Origin of the sequence: Falsiphaeobacter marinintestinus (assembly GCF_007923355.1) — a bacterium.
Lineage (GTDB): Bacteria > Pseudomonadota > Alphaproteobacteria > Rhodobacterales > Rhodobacteraceae > Phaeobacter_A > Phaeobacter_A marinintestinus.
In genome coordinates this window covers 1-3,827 of the sequence record NZ_VOGO01000033.1, presented here as the reverse complement: position 1 = coordinate 3,827, position 3,827 = coordinate 1, and the positions used below count along the sequence as shown (strand labels likewise).

Below are 3,827 nucleotides of genomic sequence, written 5' to 3'. Positions count from 1 at the left end.
GACCGAGGTCATTGATGCTCTGACCGACCTGTTCATTCTTCGGGGCGTGCCTGCTTACATCAGGTCTGACAACGGCCTATGTCGGGAAATTCTGGCTGCTTAGGTCAGCAGGTCATGGGGCATCCGGCGAACCGGATCCCCTGTTAGATTTGCCCAGACGGGCTCTGCCGTCAAGAAGTGGTCTCTCCCATAGCAAACACAAGGTACGCGCGCTGGCGGCCTTCACCGTCCTTAAGACGAGATCCGAAATCCCAAGCAGAAAGCCCGAACATTATCTACGAGGTCAGCGAACTGCCTCCACGGCTCTTGTCAGAGAGAGGTCCTTCCGCCTGGGCTCACCCCCTCAAAGAAGGGGCGATAGGGTTCGCCATGTTTGACTACGGCGTGTACGGTGCGCGCCATCTTGGCCGCGATCGCGGTGTAGGCCTTGCGACGCAGATGGGCATTGTGTCGATCCTTCGAGATGTATCGCTCGAACTTGTCGCGGAAACTGTTGGTCCGCTTCAGCACGGCCGTCTGTCCTGCCATCCAGAGCGTGCGACGCAGCCGGGCATTACCGTACTTCGAGATTTTACTCTGACCGCGGAACATGCCGGACTGCACGGTGGCGAGGTCCATCCCGCAGAACTTCAGAAACTGGCGGTGGTGCCGGAATCGACGCAAGTCGCCTGCCTCGGCCAGGATCGTCATCGCGTTGATCGGACCGATGCCTGGGATGGTCGTCAGAAGCTGGTAGTCGGGGTGATCAGATAACAATTCGACAGCCCGAGCCTCGATCTCATTGCGTTGGCGGACGAGGCTGCGCCCTTCGGCCAGTACCAGACGGAACATACTAACGGCATCGGAATCTGGATAAACCGGCAGGCCGACCGAGCTAACGGCCGTGGCGTAAATATCTGAAAGTAGGCGTTCTTTGGAGACCTTCCGACCGACTACCTGCCACGCATCGGCGATGAAAGCCTCCCTGCTCATGGTCGAGATCATGTGCGGCGTCGGGTACTTCTCCAGAAACGCCAGGAACCAATCGGTCCGCGAACTGCGATGGAAACGCTCCGCCTCGGGAAAGTATAGCGGTAGGTAATGTGTCAGGATCCGGTGCCACAGCTCGGTCTTCGAACGCGAGACGATCTCGTGGGTCTTGGAGAGCTCCTGAATGTCGGCGGTGCCGGTGACCAGTGGGTCGTGGAAGAATTGCACCGCTCCGATCTCCAGCATGTGCAGGATGACCTGGGCGTCCTTTGGATCGTTCTTGTCCCAGCTGTTATGTAAGGCCTCGCGCGTCCGAGCCAATCCGACAGAAGAGATGAGCTTCAGGTCGAACCCGGCTTGGCCAAGATGGTTTGCCAGAGGGCGGTGATAATTACCGGTCGCCTCGAACCCGATCCGTACCGGCAGTTCGTAGCTGGCAAGAGAAGTGGCCAGGCGCTGAAAGTCCTCCAGCGTGTTTGTGATCGTCAATCGGCGACGGCGCTTCTTGCCGGGAATGCTAATCAGCACCTCGTGCCGGTGCTTGGAAATGTCGATGGCGACCAGCACGGTCGAAGCAATAGAATGGGTAGCGGTCATAGCCGGTCTCCTCAGCGGTGTGGTTTACGCAAAACCACTGTTGAGACCTGAGACCCGGTTATGGCCACCCGCTACGCGATTTGGGGGCTGCGCGCGTGGCCATAACCTCTCAGCAGCCCTTCTTCCCGACGTGCTACGGCCCCGAATTCATAGCCGAGGCCGTCAGAGGGTGGATCACAGCAGTTGGGGCCAAGACCGCATTCATCGAGCCTGGGTCGCCCTGGGAGAACGGATACTGCGAGAGCTTCAACGGGCGGATGCGAGACGAGCTGTTAAACGGTGAAATCTTCTACTCGCTTCGTGAAGCCCAAATCATCATCGAAAGCTGGAGGAAACATTACAATACCAAACGACCCCATAGTGCATTGGGCTACCGCCCACCTGCGCCAGAGGCCATCATCCCGATGGATCAACGGCCAATCATGCACTAACTTTTAAAATGGACCACTCAAGTGGGGCTGCTCAGTCGTTGGACAGCCCGTCGCCAAGCAACCCCTGCGCGACCTTCGGCTGTACCATCAAATGCATCGTGATCCGCCTTCCGAACAGCGTCTTGGTTCCGTCGCCGGCTCGGGTCCTGGTGATAGGGGTGCCATCCCACAACGAAGAGAGGGTCGAAATCGTCTTGAGGCGATTGTCCTTGCTCATGCCGAACCCACCGAGGAACTGCCCGCCTTCGTCCGAGAACATGCCTAGCGACATTTTTCCTTTGGCTAACAGCTTTTGGATCCCCTCAACTGTCGGATCGCTGACAATAACGGCTGGTTCCACAGGCGGCTTGGGCTCCGGCCCCAATGCGTCGAGATCGGCCGTTGCCGCGGTGCGATCCCCTTTCCCTGTTTTGAACACCTTCATTGCCAGCTCATGATCGGCTTTCCAGATCGCATGATCGTTCTTCCACTTCTCGACCTCGTCCTCATATCGCGCCCATTGGGTGCGTTCCCAATCCCGGATGCTTTTCGTTAGGATCTTGTCCACCGAGCTTTTGCGTTCACCCGACCGGGCAATCGTAAGCGCATATAAGGAAACCGGGGCCGTACCACCTAACGTTTGAACATCAGCAATCACTTGGGTACCAAGGCTGGCGGAAGCTAAAACCGACTGTGCGGCGATCTCGATCGGAGCCTGCGTGAGATCCTGGGCAGCCTCCGCTGCTGCGCGCAAAGGACCCAAAGCCTCCACCGGGTACGGATCGGGATCTGGAATATCGCGGACAAGCGGTAGCGGGCCTTCGTGTGACACTGGTCGCTTGTCGGTAAACCCTTCTTGAGACGCGATCTCAGCGGCTTGCGTGTGTAGCGTCTTGAATGGCGTCGGTCCGCTCATTGATCATACTCCGCTTTGACGAATGCTAGGAAGTTCGCCCTCGCATCCGGCTTCATGAATTTGATGATTGCGACTGCGTAAGCCCGAAGCTCGATCACATCCGCATGCATTGCCCAGAAGGTGGCTTCATCCATGTGTGAAAAAAACGGTGCGATCGGAGGTCCGGCTCGCCGGCCGGCTATCGTCTCGTCATAGATTTGAGCGACTTCTCCAGCTTCAACCGGTTCCAGCGCCGCCAGGAAAGTCGCTGTAAGAAGCATCAACTCCTCGATCTCAAGGTGGTGGCGCAGAAGACCAGCGACGAAGAGCCGGCTTGCTTTGTCGTCCAAATCCGTGATCGGCTGAAATAGGTAGTGACGGTGCAATGCGCCACTAAACGTTACTGTAATTTCCTGAGCACTAAGGATCGTTGCGTTGAGCCTTCGCTAGTTCGATGACTTCCACAAAATCTGATTGCGGCCAGCGTGATAGGGAGCCCAGCTTCACAGGGCGTGGTATCGTACTATCAGCCACCCTGCGCCAGAAAGTGGGAAAGCTGATCGAAAGCAGATCCGTTCCTTGCTTGGCCGTCAAAAGAGGGCCAAGCGGATCGGGGTTGCGCAGATGAGCAGCCCCACTTGAGTGGTCCATTTTAAAAGTTAGTGCATGATTGGCCGTTGATCCATCGGGATGATGGCCTCTGGCGCAGGTGGGCGGTAGCCCAATGCACTATGGGGTCGTTTGGTATTGTAATGTTTCCTCCAGCTTTCGATGATGATTTGGGCTTCACGAAGCGAGTAGAAGATTTCACCGTTTAACAGCTCGTCTCGCATCCGCCCGTTGAAGCTCTCGCAGTATCCGTTCTCCCAGGGCGACCCAGGCTCGATGAATGCGGTCTTGGCCCCAACTGCTGTGATCCACCCTCTGACGGCCTCGGCTATGAATTCGGGGCCGTA

4 protein-coding genes and 1 pseudogene are annotated in these 3,827 nt (G+C 57.3%); 1 reads left to right on the top strand and 4 read right to left on the bottom strand.

Annotation, left to right across the window (positions count from 1 at the left end; all coding sequences use genetic code 11):
* Positions 1 to 309: 309 nt before the first annotated feature.
* Positions 310 to 1,566 carry an IS110 family RNA-guided transposase gene (locus FOY56_RS23205; protein ID WP_146348523.1) on the bottom strand — a complete coding sequence of 419 codons (1,257 nt, stop codon included), beginning with the start codon at positions 1,564 to 1,566 and terminating at the stop codon, positions 310 to 312.
* Between the two features lie 137 nt (positions 1,567 to 1,703).
* Here FOY56_RS23205 and FOY56_RS23200 point away from each other — a divergent pair.
* Positions 1,704 to 1,997: pseudogene (locus FOY56_RS23200) on the top strand (integrase core domain-containing protein); the annotation flags it as partial.
* A 31-nt stretch (positions 1,998 to 2,028) separates the two neighbouring features.
* Here FOY56_RS23200 and FOY56_RS23195 read toward each other — a convergent pair.
* The 3 genes from FOY56_RS23195 to FOY56_RS23180 all read right to left on the bottom strand — a co-directional run.
* Complete coding sequence (locus FOY56_RS23195; RefSeq protein ID WP_146348522.1) at positions 2,029 to 2,892, bottom strand: DUF3987 domain-containing protein; 864 nt, start codon at positions 2,890 to 2,892, stop codon at positions 2,029 to 2,031.
* A complete protein-coding gene (locus tag FOY56_RS23190) occupies positions 2,889 to 3,221 on the bottom strand; it encodes a hypothetical protein (protein WP_146348521.1) in 333 nt (110 codons plus the stop codon). The genes FOY56_RS23195 and FOY56_RS23190 overlap by 4 nt, the downstream gene beginning before the upstream one ends.
* Positions 3,222 to 3,530: 309 nt before the next feature.
* On the bottom strand, positions 3,531 to 3,827 hold a 297-nt coding region (locus FOY56_RS23180; protein WP_146348519.1), incomplete at its 5' end, for an integrase core domain-containing protein.

Excerpts from the sequence above, each read along its gene's own strand:
- FOY56_RS23205 (WP_146348523.1), bottom strand. The coding sequence starts at position 1,566 with ATGACCGCTACCCATTCTATTGCTTCGACCGTGCTGGTCGCCATCGAC.
- FOY56_RS23195 (WP_146348522.1), bottom strand. The coding sequence starts at position 2,892 with ATGAGCGGACCGACGCCATTCAAGACGCTACACACGCAAGCCGCTGAG.